This is a genomic window from Micromonospora sp. U56, assembly GCF_018070095.1.
In the GTDB taxonomy this organism is placed as follows: Bacteria; Actinomycetota; Actinomycetes; order Mycobacteriales; family Micromonosporaceae; genus Micromonospora; species Micromonospora purpureochromogenes.
This window is the reverse complement of the sequence record NZ_JAGPYL010000023.1, coordinates 1-14,371: the sequence shown is the minus strand read 5'-3', so window position 1 is coordinate 14,371 and position 14,371 is coordinate 1. Positions and strand designations below refer to the sequence as shown.

Sequence of the window (14,371 nt, the reverse complement as noted above, 5' to 3'; positions counted from 1 at the left end):
GGCTCCGCACGCCGGTCCACCGTCCGCGGTGGGCCGGCGTCGTCGTGTCCGGGTACGCCCCGGCGAGTGACCGCCTGGACACGCTGCGCTGAAAGGTCCGGCTCCGGGTCAACCGATCGGCCGTCGTCTCCGTACTCCGTTCCGGCAGGCGTACCCCGCGCCGGCCGGGAGGAGCTTGGCGGATGGACCGCAGACGGATGACAGCCATCGGTGTCGTGGTGGCGGCGGCGGGATTGACGGCGGCGGTGACCCTGCCGTCGTTCGCCGGTGAGAACGCCCCGCGAGCCGGTGGACCGGCCGGGGCGAGCGCCACCAGCGGGGTGGCCCCCGAGGTGCTGGACGCGATGAGCCGCGACCTCTCGCTCAGCCGGGAGCAGGCGGTACGGCGGTTGGCGGCCGAGCGGCGGGCCACCGGCACCCTCAACCGGCTGCGCGCCGAGCTGGGCGCGGCGTACGGCGGCAGCTGGCTCAGCGCCGACGGTGCCACGCTGACCGTGGCGGTCGCCGACCCGGCGCAGGCGGACCGGGTCCGCGCCGCCGGTGCGGTGCCGAAGGAGGTCGACCGGGGCGTGCGGGAGCTGGACGCGGTCAAGGGCCGGCTCGACTCGGCCGGTGGCCGGGCCACCCCGGACATCGCCGGCTGGTACGTCGACGTCGCCACCAACTCGGTGGTGGTGCTCGCCCGGCCGGGCGCGGAGGAGGCCGGACGGCGGTTCGCCGCGGCGACCGGCGCGCCGGCCGGGGCGGTACGGGTGAACGCCTCCACCGAGTCGCCCCGGCCGCTGTTCGACGTGCGGGGCGGTGACGCGTACTTCATCAACAACGCCGGCCGCTGCTCGGTCGGCTTCTCCGTGGTCGGCGGCTTCGTCACCGCCGGGCACTGCGGCCAGCCGGGGGACCGCACCACCGGCGCGAACCGGGTCGCCCAGGGCACCTTCGCCGCGTCCTCGTTCCCCGGCGACGACTGGGCGTTCGTCGAGGTCAACAACCAGTGGACGCCGCAGGGCGTGGTGAACGACTTCAACGGCGGCACCGTGCCGGTCAACGGCTCCACCGAGGCCCCGGTCGGCGCCTCGATCTGCCGCTCCGGCTCCACCACCGGCACCCGCTGCGGGGTGGTCCAGGCCAAGAACGCCACCGTGAACTACCCGGAGGGCACGGTCACCGGGCTCACCCGGACCAACGTCTGCGCCGAGCCCGGCGACTCGGGCGGGGCGTGGCTCTCCGGCGACCAGGCGCAGGGCGTCACCTCCGGCGGGTCGGGCGACTGCACCACCGGCGGCCTCACGTTCTTCCAGCCGGTCAACGAGATCCTCCAGCGCAACAACCTGACCCTGGTCACCGCGGAGAGCCGGTCGGCCCCCGCCGAGCCGCCCGCCGGCGGCGACGCCACCGCCCCGCCGGCGACCGACGCCCCCATCGCCCCGCCGGCCGGCGACTCCCCGGTCTGCACCGGCGACGTCAGCCGCTCCGGCGCCGTCGCCGCCGGCCGTTCCCAGGCGCAGCCCGACGGTCGCTGGTTCGTCGCCGACGGCGGCGCGCAGAGCGCCTGCCTGGACGCCCCCGACGGCGCGCAGCTGGTGCTGGAACTCCAGCGCTGGACCGGCACCGGCTTCCGGACCGTGGCCCGCACCGCCACCGCCGACGGCGTGGCGAACCTGGAGGCCGAGGGCTCGGCCGGCGCCTACCGCTACCGGGTCACCGCGCTGAGCGGCTCCGGCAGCTACACCCTCGCCTTCTCGGCGAGCTGACCCACCCCGACCGCGGCCCCCGACCCCCACCGCCCGGTGGTCGGGGGCCGCTCCGCGTCCCGCCCCACCCCTCGCCCCCATGGCCGCTCTTTCCGAGAAAGAGTGGCCATGGCGCGCGGAATAGCCACGCTTTCTCGGAAAGAGCGCGCTGAGGTGGGGCCGGACGGTGCGGTCGGGCGGGTGGCTCCGCGCGTATCGCCGTGCTCCGAGATGGCCGCTCTTTCCGAGAAAGGGTGGCTATGGCGCGCGGAACAGCCACGCCTTCTCGGAAAGTGCGCGCTGAGGTGGGGCGTGTGGTCAGCGGAGCAGGGCGTTCAGGTCGCCGTAGGAGGTGGCGGGGGTGAGGGCGGTGTAGGTGCCGCCGGTCAGCGTTTCGGTGGCGGCCCGCCGGACCAGGCCGTACGCCTCGGCCCCGCACTCCTCGACCAGGCGGGCGCTGGCCACGTCCCACGCGTTGGGCAGGACGAGCGGTGTACCGGGCCGGTGCAGGGCGCGCAGGCGAGCGGCCCGCTGCTGTGAGGTCGTCATGCCGCAAGTCCACCAGCGCGGCGCGTCGGCGTCCGGCGGCTTTCGGACCCCACCCGCGCCGGTCAGGGCAGCGCGGCGACCGCGTCCGCGTACGCGACGCCGGTGGCGACCGCCGCGTCGACCAGGACGCCGAGCTGCGCCGGGGCCACCCCGTGCTCCAGGTCGGTGGTCACGTCGCCGGCCAGCACCAGCTCGCCCTCGCCCAGGTCGTGCACGTACGCCTTCGGCAGCAGCCGGTCGTGGTTCCAGGCGTTGCAGAACTCGTACGCCTCGGTCAGCCGGGCCACCGGGAGTCGCCGGGCCGCCACCACCCGGGCGTGCAGGATCTCGCCGCGCCGCCCGACCTGCCGGAACTGGATCACCGCCTCGTGCCAGCGTCCGACCACCACCCCGCCGGCGTCCACGGCGTAGACGTCGCCCCGGCGGTCCAGCACCGCGATGATCATCGACAGGCTCAGCGGGGCCAGCTCGTCGGCTGCCGGGGCGAACGGCGGGTCCGTCGCCGGGTCGTCGCCGGTCTCCTCGTCGGGCAGCGGCACCGGCGTGGCCAGCGGCCGCTCCGCCAGCCAGGAGGCGATCCGGCCGGACTGGTGCCCGGTGCCGTTGCGCGCGTCGAAGCTGCCGGCCAGCCCGGTGGCCAGCGTCAGCAGGTCGGTGGCGAGGGTCTCCACATCCACCTCGGCCGCCGGCCGGCTGCCGTGCGCCGGGCGGTGCACCCGCCGCCCGGCCAGTCCCGCCTCGGCGGCGAGGACGCAGACCAGCGCCCCGGCGGCGGCGAACTCCATCGCGGACAGGTCGTCGTACGGGTGGTCCAGCCGGGGCAGCTGCTCGGCGAGGATGTCCAGCCCCCGGCCGGGGTGCCCGGCCAGCGCGCAGAACCGCAGGTGCGCGGCGAGGTACGGGAAGGCCCCCCGCTCCCGCCGGTGCCGTCGGTACGCCCGCAGGTGCGCCTGCCCGGTCCGCTCCGCCTCGCCGGTGCGCAGCCACGGCAGCAGCGCCACGGCCAGCGCCCGCTCGGGCGAGTCGGTGCAGTCCACCGCGCCGTCGAGGACGGGACGCAAGGTGGCCAGCGCCGCCTGGTCGTCGCCCCACCCGGCGAGCAGCTCCGCGCGGCGGGCCGGCAGGCAGCCGGGGCAGCCGGCGGTCGGGTCGGGCTCGGCGGCGGCCCAGTCGTCGTACCGGCGGCGGGCGGTGGGCTCGTCGCCGAGGTGGTCGGCTAGCCGGCAGCGCAGCTGGGCGACGAGCCCGGTCCGCTCGCCGGCCCGCCGCGCCAGGTCGTCGAGGAGGGCCCGGGCCTGGTCCAGGCCGACCCGCGGGGTGCCGATCGCCGCCTCGACCGCGTAGCGCTGGTGCCGGCGCAGCAGTTCGGCGTCGCCGGGGCGTTCGGTCAGCAGGCCGGGGGACCGGTCGACGGCGGCCAGGCAGCGCCGCACCGGCTCGGCCAGCCGCCACCGCTCCCCGTGCAGCAGGTACGCCTCGACCAGCGCGAACCGGGCGTCCAGCCCGGAGTGCGCGTCGCCCAGCGCGTCGGCTCGGGCGGCGATCCGGTCCAGCTCGGTGAAGCGGGCCTCGCCGTCGGGCATGTCCCGGGCGTCGGCCAGCGCCGCGACCAGCTCCGGGACGCGGCCGGTCAGTCCGCGCCCGACGGGCTCGCCCCGGCCGGTCACCGGGTCGTCCCGCCGGGAAGCTGGGCGACGGCGGCGGCCAGTTGGCAGCCGGTGGAGATGCCGCAGTCGAGGAGCTGGTCGAGCTGGTGCGGGGTCACCCCCCGTTCCAGGTCGGTGATCACCTCGCCGCAGACCCGGGCCACCCCCTCGTCGTCGACGTGCACGAACGCCTTGGGCCAGAGCCGGTCGTGGTTCCAGGAGTTGCAGAAGGCGTAGAGCGTCGGGACGTACTCGATGCCGAAGGCCGGGGCGGCCATCGTGCGGACCTGGAGCAGCTCGCCGGCCTCGCCGGGGCGCAGGAACCAGATCAGGTTGTCGTCCCAGCGGCCGACCAGGTCGCCGTCGGCGTCGGCGGAGAAGGCGTACCCGCGGTGGCCGAGCACCGCGGCGATCAGTTCGCCGGTCAGCGGCCGCAGAGCCTGCGGGTGCCCGGCCAGGGGGTCGTCCGGACCGTCCTCGAAAGCAGGCGACGCCATCGGGCATCCCTTCCTGAGGCAAATAACACGTCTGTGGGCGTGGTCCGTGCTGCGACGCGCGGACACGACCCGGAAAAGCGGCGATCTCCCGGGTCACGCCGTTACGGTGACTGTATGGCGGGCCGTACCTCTCAGGCGAGCCGGCGACGCGGCGCGTCGCCGCGCGGTACCACGAACAGCCGTGCCCGCCAGCCGGCGAAGAAGGCCACCCGGGCGACCGCCCGGCGGCGAACGGCGGCCCGGCCCGGCCCGGCGGTCTACCTCGGACGCGCGGTCGGTGCACTGTGGATGGGGCTGGCGCACGGCGTGGGCTGGGCGGTCCGTGCCGCCGGCCGGCAGGCCGCCTCCGCCCGCGACCTCGACCCGGAGCACCGCCGCGACGGCGCCGGGCTGCTGCTGTTCGGCCTGGCCATCCTGAGCGGGGTGGGGATCTGGTTCTCCGGCGCCGGCCCGCTCGGCGCCCGGCTGGCCGACACCGTCCGGCTCTTCCTCGGCGCGATCGCGATCGTGGTGCCGGTGCTGCTGATGATCGGCGCCTGGCGGCTGATGCGCACGCCCGCCGACCCGGAACACCGGGGCCGTGGCCTGGTGGGCTGGGGTTCGATGCTGGTGGCCACAGCGGCGATGCTGCACATCGGACAGGACCCGGTCGACCCGGTGCAGCGCGACTACGCCGGCGGGCTGATCGGCGCCGGGGTCGGCGACCTGCTGGCGGCGGGGGTCACCGCCTGGGTGGCGGTGCCGCTGCTCATCCTGCTGCTCGTCTTCGGTCTGCTGGTGGTCACCGCGACCCCGATCAACAAGATCCCCGAGCGACTCGGCCTGCTCGCCGGCACGCTGGTCGCGCCGCCGGCCGACCCGGAGGCGGAGGAGGAGCCGGCCGCGAAGCCGGCCCGCCGCCGGCCGGCGAAGCGGACCGCGCCGCCGCCGCTGGACCCGGACGACCTGGACGACGAGGACGCGGTCAACCTCCAGGACACCCTGGTGCTGCCGCGCAAGCCGAAGGTGCCCGCCAGCCGGAAGCCGGTCGAGCCGCCGGAGCACTCGCCCGCGCCCACCCGGGCCGAGCAGCTCGCGCTCACCGGGCTGGCCGGCGACTACACGCTGCCGCCGGCGAACATGCTCAGCGGCGGCGCCGCGCCGAAGACCCGCAGCAAGGCCAACGACGAGGTGATCGCGGCGCTGACCGGCGTCTTCGAGCAGTTCGACGTGGACGCCGCGGTCACCGGCTTCACCCGGGGCCCGACGGTCACCCGCTACGAGGTGGAACTCGGGCACGGGGTCAAGGTCGAGCGGATCACCCAGCTCTCCCGCAACATCGCGTACGCGGTGAAGTCGCCGGACGTGCGGATCCTCAGCCCGATCCCGGGCAAGAGCGCGGTCGGCGTGGAGATCCCGAACACCGACCCGGAGAACGTCGCCCTCGGCGACGTGCTGCGCTCGCGGGCCGCCACCAGCGACCACCACCCGATGGTGGTGGCGCTCGGCAAGGACATCGAGGGCGGCTACGTGGTGGCCAACCTGGCCAAGATGCCGCACATTTTGATCGCCGGTGCCACCGGCGCCGGGAAATCGAGCTGCCTCAATACGTTGCTGGTCTCGATCCTCACCCGGGCCACGCCGGACGAGGTGCGGCTGCTCTTGATCGACCCGAAGCGGGTCGAGATGACCGGCTACGAGGGCATCCCGCACCTGGTCACGCCGATCGTGACCAACGCGAAGAAGGCGGCCGACTCGCTGGACTGGGTCGTCCGCGAGATGGACATGCGCTACGACGACCTTGCCGCCAACGGGGTCCGGCACATCGACGACTTCAACCGCAAGGTGCGCAACGGCGAGATCAAGGCCCCGCCGGGCAGCGAGCGGGAGATGCGCCCGTACCCGTACCTGCTGGTGATCGTCGACGAGCTGGCCGACCTGATGATGGTCGCCCCGCGCGACGTGGAGGACTCGGTCGTCCGGATCACCCAGCTCGCCCGCGCGGCCGGCATCCACCTGGTGCTGGCCACCCAGCGCCCCTCGGTCGACGTGGTCACCGGCCTGATCAAGGCGAACGTCCCGTCCCGGCTGGCGTTCGCCACCTCCTCGCTGGCCGACTCGCGGGTCATCCTCGACCAGCCGGGCGCGGAGAAGCTGCTCGGCCGGGGCGACGGGCTCTTCCTGCCGATGGGCGCCTCCAAGCCGGTGCGGATCCAGGGCGCCTGGGTGACCGAGCGCGAGATCGCCGACGTGGTGAAGTTCTGCAAGGACCAGCGCGAGCCGGAGTTCCGCCCGGACGTGCTGGCCCCCGCGCAGGACAGCAAGAAGAAGATCGACGAGGACATCGGCGACGACCTGGGCCTGCTGGTGCAGGCGGTCGAGCTGGTGGTCACCTCGCAGTTCGGCTCGACCTCGATGCTCCAGCGCAAGCTGCGGGTCGGCTTCGCCAAGGCGGGCCGGCTGATGGACCTGATGGAGACCCGGGGCGTGGTCGGCCCGTCCGAGGGTTCCAAGGCCCGCGACGTGCTGGTCAAGCCGGACGAGCTGGAAGAGGTCCTGGCCGGCCTGCGCGGCGCCGAGGACTGACCCCCCGCCTCAGGCTGATCGACTCCGTTCCGGCGATGTGGCGGTGCTTTCCGGCCCGGGACACCGCCACGTCGGCGTCATTGCGGCGGCACGCGGGCCGGGAGACCGCCACCGTCCGCGTCATGGCGACGGCACGCGGGCCGGGACGCGAGGAGGCCCGCCGGTGGGCCGGCGGGCCTCGTCGGGGAATCCGTGAGGTCAGTTGTTGATGATCGCGGCGACGAGGGCGACACCGATGATGGCGCCCACGACGCTGGCGGCGGCGGCGTACCAGCCGAGTGGCTTGTCGCCGAGCACCGCGCCGACGATGCCGAGCACCAGGCCGGCGATACCGAAGATCACCGGCGCCACGAAGATGGCGACGACGGCGAAGACGAAGGCCAGGATCGTGCAGATCCGGGCGGCGTTGCTGCGCGGGCGGGCGGTAGCGTGCATGTCGGCCATGACGTCCTCCGTGGTGAGAGCCTCTTGGGTGTCCGGCCGCTGTCTACCCACTCCGGCCTCGGACTACTCATCAGCGCCGATACCGCTCGTCCCGGCGCGCCCCTCGGGGGTTCAGTGGAAGAGCTTGAGCCCGACCACGCCGGCGACCACCAGCAGCAGGCAGGCGATCCGGGCGAGGCTGGCCGACTCGCCGAGCGCCGCCATCCCGTACGCGGCGGTGCCGACCGCGCCGATGCCGACCCAGACCGCGTAGCCGGTGCCGACCGGGATCTCGCGCAGCGCGTACGCCAGCCCGAGCATGCTGAGCACCAGGGTGATCAGGAAGACGACGGAGGGGAGGGGGCGGCTGAAGCCGGCGCTGCGGTCGAGCGACACCGCCCACGCGGTCTCCAGCAGGCCGGAGAGCACCAGCACGATCCAGGCCACGGGTCATCACCTCGGGAAGCGGGCCCGGACCCTCGCGGCCCGGGACGAGTCGGTCTGCCTGCCGTGGGGCGTCTTGGCCTGACCGGGTACGCCCACCACTCGTCCGGGACGGCCGGGGCCGCCACCGCCGACGCTAACACCGCCCCGTCCGGGCGGGTGGTGATCTCGCGCACCACCGGTTGAGCTGAACCTGACTTCAGGTTGCAGGATGGCAAGCATGAGGCTGATCTTCACCGACCGGGAGGTCGCCGCCGCCCTGGACGCTTCGGCGACCGTCGCGGCGATGCGGGACGCGCTGCTGGCCGCCCACGCCGGCCGGCTCGTCGCCCCGCCCCGGGCGGCTGCCCCGCTGGACGGTGGGCGGATGGTGCTCACCGCCGGCCACCTCACCGGCGAGTGGTACGGCTTCCGGTCGTACGACACCTTCGGGTTGCCGGAGTCCGAGCAGCTGGTCGTGCTGCACGACGGGCGTACCGGGGCGGTGCGGGCGGTGGCGGTCGGCGAGGAGCTGGGCTCCCGGCGTACCGGGGGATTGGGCGGGGTCGCGGTGGACGCGCTGGCGCGCCCGGACGCGGCCACCCTCGGGGTGATCGGCTCCGGCCGGCAGGCGTGGACCCAGGTCTGGGCCGCCGCGGCGGTACGCCCGCTGCGCGAGGTGACGGTGCACAGCCGCTCGGCCGCCCGCCGGGAGGCGTTCGCGGCCCGGGTCCGCGTCGAACTGGGGGTGCCGGCCCGTGCGGTCGACTCGCCCCGGTCGGCGGTCCGGGACCGGGACGTGGTGGTGCTCGCCACCACCAGCACCACGCCGGTGCTGGACGCCACCGACCTCGCCCCGGGCACCCATGTCAACGCCGTCGGCTTCAAGCAGGCCGACCGGCACGAGTTCGGCTGCGACCTGCTGGACCGCGCCGATCTGCTGGTGACCGACTCGCCGGCCCAGGCGGACGCCTACTCCCCGCCGATGCTCGCCGCCGTCGAGCCGTACGCGGGCCGGCTGCGCGACCTGGGCGCGGTGCTGGCCGCCGCGGTCCCCGGCCGGACCGGCGCGGACCAGGTCTCCCTCTTCTGCTCCACCGGCCTGGCCGGCACGGAGGTCTTCCTCCTCGACCGGCTGGTGCGGGTGGGCGCGGCGGCGGTCTGACCGGTCGCGGATGTGAGCCGGCCGATGCGGCGGCCCGCCGTTGCCGGCCCCCGCCCCGCCGCCCGGTACCCTCGGATGGTGTCTGCCACCTCCTCCGCCCCTGACGGCCGCCGTGTCGCCCTGCTGACCCTGGGCTGTGCCCGCAACGAGGTCGACTCGGAGGAGCTGGCCGCCCGGCTGCACGCCGACGGCTGGCAGGTCACCACCGACGGCGAGGGCGCCGACGTGGTGGTCGTCAACACCTGCGGCTTCGTGGAGAAGGCGAAGCAGGACTCCATCCAGACCCTGCTCGCCGCCGCCGACACCGGCGCCAAGGTGGTCGCGGCCGGCTGCATGGCCGAGCGGTACGGGCGTGAGCTGGCCGACAGCCTCCCCGAGGCGCAGGCGGTGCTCAGCTTCGACGACTACCCGGAGATCTCCGCCCGGCTGAACGCGGTCGTCGCCGGCGAGGCGGTCGCCGCGCACACCCCGCGCGACCGGCGCGAGCTGCTGCCGCTCACCCCGGTCTCCCGCCGGGACAGCGCGGTCTCGCTGCCCGGGCACGGCACCCCCGCCCGGGGCGTCACCGAGACCGACGAGCACACCCCGGCCCACCTGCGCCAGGTGCTGCGCCGCCGGCTCGACACCGGCCCGGTCGCCTCGCTGAAGCTGGCCAGCGGCTGCGACCGGCGCTGCGCGTTCTGCGCCATCCCCGCCTTCCGCGGCGCCTTCGTCTCGCGTACGCCGGACGAGCTGTTGGCCGAGGCGGAGTGGCTGGCCAAGACCGGCGTCCGTGAGCTGGTGCTGGTCAGCGAGAACTCCACCTCGTACGGCAAGGACCTGGGCGATCCCCGGGCGCTGGAGAAGCTGCTGCCGCAGCTGGCCGCCATCGACGGCATCGTCCGGGTGCGGGCGAGCTACCTCCAGCCCGCCGAGACCCGGCCCGGCCTGGTCGAGGCGATCGCCACCACGCCCGGCGTGGCGCCCTACTTCGACCTGTCCTTCCAGCACTCCAGCGAGCCGGTGCTGCGCCGGATGCGTCGTTTCGGCTCCACCGACCGGTTCCTGGAGCTGCTGGCGGGGGCCCGGGCCCTGGCGCCGGAGGCCGGCGCGCGGAGCAACTTCATCGTCGGCTTCCCCGGCGAGACCCGCGCCGACGTCGACGAGCTGGTCCGGTTCCTGACCGAGGCGCGCCTCGACGCGATCGGCATGTTCGACTACAGCGACGAGGACGGCACCGAGGCCGCCGGGCTGCCCGGCAAGGTCTCCGCCGCCACCGTCAAGCGCCGCTACGACAAGCTCAGCGCGCTCGCCGATGAGCTCTGCTCGCAGCGGGCCGAGGATCGGCTCTCCTCGACCGTCGAGGTGCTCATCGACTCGGTCGACGGCGGCGTGGTCGAGGGGCGGGCCGCCCACCAGGCTCCCGAGGTCGACGGCTCGACCACGCTGGTCGCGCCGGTCGACGGCGGGGTCGACCTGGCCGCGCTGCGCCCCGGCGACCTGGTCCGGGCGACGGTCACCGCGACCGAGGGTGTCGACCTGATCGCCGTGCCGGATGAGATGATCTCGGCGGCGCCCGGCGCGGAACGGTGACGGCGGGTCCGGAGGAAGCGGGGGAGCCACGTGGTGCGGTGCCTGGTACGCCCCGGCGGCCCGAACGGGGTGCGGCCGTGACCGGGGCGACGGAGTCGGCGCCGGTGGTCGCCCGGGTGCCGGTGCTCAACGCGGCCAACGCGCTGACCGCCCTGCGGCTGGTGCTGGTGCCGGTCTTCGCGGCGTCGGTGATCGTCTCCGGGACGACGAACGCCGGCTGGCAGATGGCCGCCTGTCTGATCTTCGTGGTCGCCTCGGCGACCGACCTGGTCGACGGCTGGATCGCCCGCCGGTTCAAGCTCGTCACCTCGGTCGGCAAGGTCGCCGACCCGATCGCCGACAAGGCGCTCACCGGCGCCGCCCTGGTGCTGCTCTCCTGGTACGACCGGCTGCCCTGGTGGGTGACGGCGGTGATCCTGGTGCGGGAGTGGGGCGTCACCGCGCTGCGCTTCTGGGTGATCCGGCGCGGCGTGATCGCGGCCAGCCGGGGCGGCAAGATCAAGACGGCGCTCCAGATCCTCGCGATCACCTGGTACCTCTGGCCGCTGCCGGCCGACCTCGCCGCCGTCGGCCCGTGGATCATGGCCGCCGCCGTGGTGGTCACCGTGGTCACCGGCTTCGACTACGTCGCCCAGGCGCTGCGCCTGCGCCGCCCCGCCCGCTGAGGAGCACCCCTGTCGACCCCGCGGCCGCAGGGGGCGCGCCCCGGCGGGTCGCCGCAGCGGCGCCGTGACCGGCGCCGCCGGGCGCAGGATGAGTAGGCGTCGGCAGGCGGGGAAGGGATGCGGGACATGGGGACGGATGCGAACAACGAGCGGCTCGCCGGGAGTCCGGCGGCGGCCGTGGTGCACAGCCTGCACGAGCGGCACGAGACGCTGGCCACCGTCGAGTCCCTGACCGGTGGGCTGCTCTCCGCCTCGATCGTGGAGATCGCCGGGGTCAGCGGGGTCTACCGGGGCGGCCTGGTCACGTACGCCACCGAGCTGAAGTCGGAGCTCGCCGGCGTACCCGCGGAGCTGCTGGCGGAACGCGGGCCGATCGACCCGGACGTGGCGCGGGCGCTCGCCGAGGGCGGGCGGCGGCGCTGCGGGGCGGACTGGGGGCTGGCCACCACCGGCGTGGCCGGGCCGGAGCCGCAGGACGGCAAACCGGTCGGGCTGGTCTACGTCGCGGCGGCCGGGCCCGCCGGCACGGTCGTCCGCCAACTGGACCTCGACGGTGGCCGGGACCACATCCGCTCCGCCGCGGTGATCGAGGCGCTGCGGCTGCTGGTCGAGCGGATCCAGGCCGCCGACGACCCGGCCGGGGCGGCCGTGGACGACGACGCCGCCGCCACGGCGGCCGGCCGGCGGTGACCGGAGATCGGATTTGCCGGGCGGGGTGGGATGTCGGCGGGGCGGGCAACGGGTACGGTTGCGGGAAGGCTCCGGCGCGCGACGCCGGCGACGGCGCGGGCGACCGTGTGCGGCGCGGGCGGATGCCCGGGCGAGAGGGATTCCCGTCAGGGGGAGGTGCGATGATCCTGCTACGCCGCGTGATCGGCGACGCTCTGCGGGCGCGCCGACAGGGTCAGCACCGCACCCTGCGTGAGGTCTCGACCGCCGCCAACGTCAGCCTCGGCTACCTGTCCGAGATCGAGCGCGGCCAGAAGGAGCCCTCCAGCGAGCTGCTGGCCGCGATCTGCGACGCCCTCGGCGCCCGGCTCTCCGAGCTGCTGCGCGAGGTCAGCGACACGGTGGCCCTCGCCGAGCAGCTGCCGGGCGTGCTGGTGCCGATGCAGGACGAGCCGGCCGAGCCGACGCCGGCCCCGGTGGCCGTGGGCAAGGCCACCAACCGGGGCGTCCGCCAGCTCACCTCGGACGGCAAGGTGGCCGTCTCGGTCCGTCAGGACTCGCCGCTGAAGGCCACCCTGCGCAGCACCCGGGTCCGTCCCGCCGAGCGGGACGTGGTCTGCGCCGCCTGACCTCCCGCCCGCCGCGACGCATGGCCGCGTTCGCCCCCGCCGCGTAGGGTTGATCGCAGGCCGTACGGCGCACTCCCGCGGTGCGGATGCCCGACTGGCGTCCGGCTGCCACGATGGGAGCAACCGCGTGGCCGGTCGGCCGGTCCGGCTCCGGTCGAGGCGCAGCGACGCTACTGAGGGGATACCGCGGAGATGGCGAACCCGTTCGTCAAGGGCTGGCACTACCTGATGGCGCTCTTCGGTGCCAAGATCGACGAGCACGCCGATCCGAAGGTGCAGATCCAGCAGGCCATCGAGGAGGCGCAGCGCCAGCACCAGGCGCTGGTCCAGCAGGCGGCCGCGGTGATCGGCAACCAGCGCCAGCTGGAGATGAAGCTCTCCCGGCAGATGTCCGAGGTCGAACGGCTCCAGGCCAACGCCCGGCAGGCGCTGGTCCTCGCCGACCAGGCCCGCGCCCGGGGCGACGAGACCGAGGCCGGCCGCTACGAGCAGTCCGCCCAGGTGCTGGCCACCCAGCTGGTCTCCGCCGAGCAGGCCACCGAGGACCTGAAGACCCTGCACGACCAGGCGCTCGGCGCCGCCGCCCAGGCCCGCCGCGCCGTCGAGAACAACTCGATGATCCTCCAGCAGAAGCTCGCCGAGCGCACCAAGCTGCTCAGCCAGCTGGAGCAGGCCAAGATGCAGGAGAGCGTGGCCCGCTCGCTGGAGTCGATGTCCGCGGTCACCGCCCCCGGCAACACCCCCTCGCTGGACGAGGTGCGCGACCGCATCGAACGCCGCTACGCCAACGCGATGGGCCGTGCCGAGCTGGCCGGCAACTCCGTCGAGGGGCGGATGCTGGAGATCCAGAAGTCGACGCTGGACAGCGCCGGTTCGTCCCGGCTGGAGCAGATCCGCGCCAGCATGGCCGGTGACCAGCTCGGCAGGCAGGAACGAGAACGACCGGGCGTGCAGCAGCAGACCCAGCCGGCCGGCCCGGCGGCCGACCCGGCCGCCGCCGCCCGGCTCGACGAGATCCGGGCGAGCATGACCCGCGACCGCGGCACCGGGGACACCACCGCCGCCGGCTGAGCGGACGGCACGAGGAGGTACGGGTGGCGGACGAGCGAGCACGACACTTCCGTCGGCTGCGCCGGTTGCGGCGTTCGGCCCGACGGTGGAGCGTCCTGGCCGGTGGGCTCGGCGGCGCGGCGGCGGTGCTGACCCCGTACGCGGGGCTCGGGCTGCCCGACGCGGCCTGGGCCGGCGCCGCGGGCAGCGCGGTGGCGCTGGCCGCCTGGCGCTGGGTCGACCTGCGGGCCCTCGGCGCCCGGCCGGCGCCGCCCGCCCTCGACCCGGCCGAGGCCGCCGCCCGGTCCCGGGCCCGGCTGGTCGCCGCCGTGGAGCGCCTTCCCGTCGGCCCGGGGGTGCTGGCCGAGGTGCGCCGGGTCCGGTCCCGGTTGGCGCTGCGCGGCACCACCGCCGCGCAGGCGTGGGCCCGGCTGGACCGGGCGGCGCTCACCCTCGCCGGGATGGCGCCCCGGCTGACCGGGCTGGCCGAGCCGGCGGTGCAGGAGGCCGCCGCGGCCGACCGCTCGCTGCGGGACCTGGCCGGCCGGGCGGCCAGCGTGGAACGTGCCCTCAAGCTGGCCCCGGCCGAGGCCCGACCCCGCCTCGCCGAGGCGCACCGGACGCTGATCGGCCAGCTCGACAGCGGGGTGGCCGCGTACGAGGGGCTGGTAGCGGCGGCGGCCGGCTACGTCGCCGAGGACGCCCGCCCCAGCACCGAGCACCAGGCGGCCTCCCGGCTGACCGAGGCGACCGACCGGCTGCACGGCGTGGCGTCGGCCCTGGCCGAG

General features: G+C 75.3%; 14 protein-coding genes and 1 riboswitch. Of the genes, 9 read left to right on the top strand and 5 right to left on the bottom strand.

Going from position 1 to position 14,371, the window contains the following annotated elements:
• Window positions 1-182: 182 nt before the first annotated feature.
• Window positions 183-1,751: a S1 family peptidase gene (locus KBX37_RS11125; protein WP_210775820.1), complete on the top strand. Its 1,569-nt coding sequence runs from the start codon at window positions 183-185 to the stop codon at window positions 1,749-1,751.
• Between the two features lie 297 nt (window positions 1,752-2,048).
• Here KBX37_RS11125 and KBX37_RS34400 read toward each other — a convergent pair whose 3' ends face one another.
• From KBX37_RS34400 to KBX37_RS11110, 3 genes are all read right to left on the bottom strand, one after another.
• Window positions 2,049-2,279: an isocitrate lyase/phosphoenolpyruvate mutase family protein gene (locus KBX37_RS34400; RefSeq protein ID WP_247657618.1), complete on the bottom strand. Its 231-nt coding sequence runs from the start codon at window positions 2,277-2,279 to the stop codon at window positions 2,049-2,051.
• A 62-nt stretch (window positions 2,280-2,341) separates the two neighbouring features.
• On the bottom strand, window positions 2,342-3,862 hold the full coding sequence (locus KBX37_RS11115; RefSeq protein WP_210775852.1) for a YbjN domain-containing protein: 1,521 nt from the start codon (window positions 3,860-3,862) through the stop codon (window positions 2,342-2,344).
• A gap of 80 nt (window positions 3,863-3,942) precedes the next feature.
• Window positions 3,943-4,422 (bottom strand): YbjN domain-containing protein, encoded by a 480-nt coding sequence (locus KBX37_RS11110; protein WP_210775819.1) that lies wholly within the window; start codon window positions 4,420-4,422, stop codon window positions 3,943-3,945.
• 114 nt (window positions 4,423-4,536) lie between these two features.
• On the opposite strand from KBX37_RS11110, the gene KBX37_RS11105 reads away from it, so the two are divergent.
• Window positions 4,537-6,987: a DNA translocase FtsK gene (locus KBX37_RS11105; RefSeq protein ID WP_210775818.1), complete on the top strand. Its 2,451-nt coding sequence runs from the start codon at window positions 4,537-4,539 to the stop codon at window positions 6,985-6,987.
• A 198-nt stretch (window positions 6,988-7,185) separates the two neighbouring features.
• Here the strand turns inward: KBX37_RS11105 and KBX37_RS11100 are convergent, their stop codons facing one another.
• Together KBX37_RS11100 and KBX37_RS11095 are read right to left on the bottom strand one after the other, a co-directional pair.
• The gene (locus KBX37_RS11100) at window positions 7,186-7,431 is read right to left on the bottom strand and encodes a hypothetical protein (protein ID WP_154942785.1); all 246 of its coding nucleotides are present in this window, start codon (window positions 7,429-7,431) and stop codon (window positions 7,186-7,188) included.
• 111 nt (window positions 7,432-7,542) lie between these two features.
• Window positions 7,543-7,857 carry a multidrug efflux SMR transporter gene (locus KBX37_RS11095; protein WP_210775817.1) on the bottom strand — a complete coding sequence of 105 codons (315 nt, stop codon included), beginning with the start codon at window positions 7,855-7,857 and terminating at the stop codon, window positions 7,543-7,545.
• Window positions 7,858-7,919: 62 nt separating this feature from the next.
• Window positions 7,920-7,983, bottom strand: a riboswitch (guanidine-III (ykkC-III) riboswitch).
• 91 nt (window positions 7,984-8,074) lie between these two features.
• Here KBX37_RS11095 and KBX37_RS11090 point away from each other — a divergent pair.
• The 7 genes from KBX37_RS11090 to KBX37_RS11060 all read left to right on the top strand — a co-directional run.
• Window positions 8,075-8,998 carry an ornithine cyclodeaminase family protein gene (locus tag KBX37_RS11090; protein WP_210775816.1) on the top strand — a complete coding sequence of 308 codons (924 nt, stop codon included), beginning with the start codon at window positions 8,075-8,077 and terminating at the stop codon, window positions 8,996-8,998.
• Between the two features lie 75 nt (window positions 8,999-9,073).
• Window positions 9,074-10,570: a 30S ribosomal protein S12 methylthiotransferase RimO gene (gene rimO, locus KBX37_RS11085; protein WP_210775815.1), complete on the top strand. Its 1,497-nt coding sequence runs from the start codon at window positions 9,074-9,076 to the stop codon at window positions 10,568-10,570.
• A 77-nt stretch (window positions 10,571-10,647) separates the two neighbouring features.
• Window positions 10,648-11,235 (top strand): CDP-diacylglycerol--glycerol-3-phosphate 3-phosphatidyltransferase, encoded by a 588-nt coding sequence (gene pgsA / locus KBX37_RS11080; RefSeq protein WP_210775814.1) that lies wholly within the window; start codon window positions 10,648-10,650, stop codon window positions 11,233-11,235.
• Between the two features lie 126 nt (window positions 11,236-11,361).
• Window positions 11,362-11,925: a CinA family protein gene (locus KBX37_RS11075; RefSeq protein ID WP_210775813.1), complete on the top strand. Its 564-nt coding sequence runs from the start codon at window positions 11,362-11,364 to the stop codon at window positions 11,923-11,925.
• Window positions 11,926-12,086: 161 nt separating this feature from the next.
• Window positions 12,087-12,533 carry a helix-turn-helix domain-containing protein gene (locus KBX37_RS11070; RefSeq protein WP_210775812.1) on the top strand — a complete coding sequence of 149 codons (447 nt, stop codon included), beginning with the start codon at window positions 12,087-12,089 and terminating at the stop codon, window positions 12,531-12,533.
• Window positions 12,534-12,725: 192 nt separating this feature from the next.
• Window positions 12,726-13,604, top strand: coding sequence for a PspA/IM30 family protein (locus tag KBX37_RS11065; RefSeq protein ID WP_210775811.1), 879 nt, complete (start codon window positions 12,726-12,728; stop codon window positions 13,602-13,604).
• 23 nt (window positions 13,605-13,627) lie between these two features.
• Window positions 13,628-14,371 (top strand): hypothetical protein (locus KBX37_RS11060; protein ID WP_210775810.1); only part of this gene is annotated, 744 nt, incomplete at its 3' end.

Coding starts and splice junctions, on each gene's coding strand:
- KBX37_RS34400 (WP_247657618.1), bottom strand. CDS start 2,279: ATGACGACCTCACAGCAGCGGGCCGCTCGCCTGCGCGCCCTGCACCGG.
- KBX37_RS11110 (WP_210775819.1), bottom strand. CDS start 4,422: ATGGCGTCGCCTGCTTTCGAGGACGGTCCGGACGACCCCCTGGCCGGG.
- KBX37_RS11100 (WP_154942785.1), bottom strand. CDS start 7,431: ATGGCCGACATGCACGCTACCGCCCGCCCGCGCAGCAACGCCGCCCGG.
- KBX37_RS11105 (WP_210775818.1), top strand. CDS start 4,537: ATGGCGGGCCGTACCTCTCAGGCGAGCCGGCGACGCGGCGCGTCGCCG.
- rimO (WP_210775815.1), top strand. CDS start 9,074: ATGGTGTCTGCCACCTCCTCCGCCCCTGACGGCCGCCGTGTCGCCCTG.
- KBX37_RS11070 (WP_210775812.1), top strand. CDS start 12,087: ATGATCCTGCTACGCCGCGTGATCGGCGACGCTCTGCGGGCGCGCCGA.
- KBX37_RS11090 (WP_210775816.1), top strand. CDS start 8,075: ATGAGGCTGATCTTCACCGACCGGGAGGTCGCCGCCGCCCTGGACGCT.
- KBX37_RS11065 (WP_210775811.1), top strand. CDS start 12,726: ATGGCGAACCCGTTCGTCAAGGGCTGGCACTACCTGATGGCGCTCTTC.
- KBX37_RS11125 (WP_210775820.1), top strand. CDS start 183: ATGGACCGCAGACGGATGACAGCCATCGGTGTCGTGGTGGCGGCGGCG.
- KBX37_RS11075 (WP_210775813.1), top strand. CDS start 11,362: ATGGGGACGGATGCGAACAACGAGCGGCTCGCCGGGAGTCCGGCGGCG.
- KBX37_RS11115 (WP_210775852.1), bottom strand. CDS start 3,862: ATGCCCGACGGCGAGGCCCGCTTCACCGAGCTGGACCGGATCGCCGCC.